Consider the following 256-nt stretch of genomic DNA (forward strand, 5'->3'; position numbering starts at 1 on the left):
GTGACGGTGATGGTGTCCAGATCGGTGGCTTCGGCCTTGGCCTTGGCGTCCTGGTCCACGGTCTGTGCCTGTGCGGCGTTGGCGCTCAGCGTGATGGCAGAAGCCAGTGCCACGCTCAGCAGGTTGCGCTTGCTGTTCAACATACTCCCCTCTCCCAGGTGATGTCGGTTGGTTTTTTTTTGTGCTCCCCCGTATTTTTTAGGTGGAGGATGCATCGCTGTTTTGCTGCTTGTGACTGTCTCGCATGGTAATCAGC

This window comes from Stenotrophomonas sp. UBA7606 (genome assembly GCF_002477705.1).
In the GTDB taxonomy this organism is placed as follows: Bacteria; Pseudomonadota; Gammaproteobacteria; order Xanthomonadales; family Xanthomonadaceae; genus Stenotrophomonas.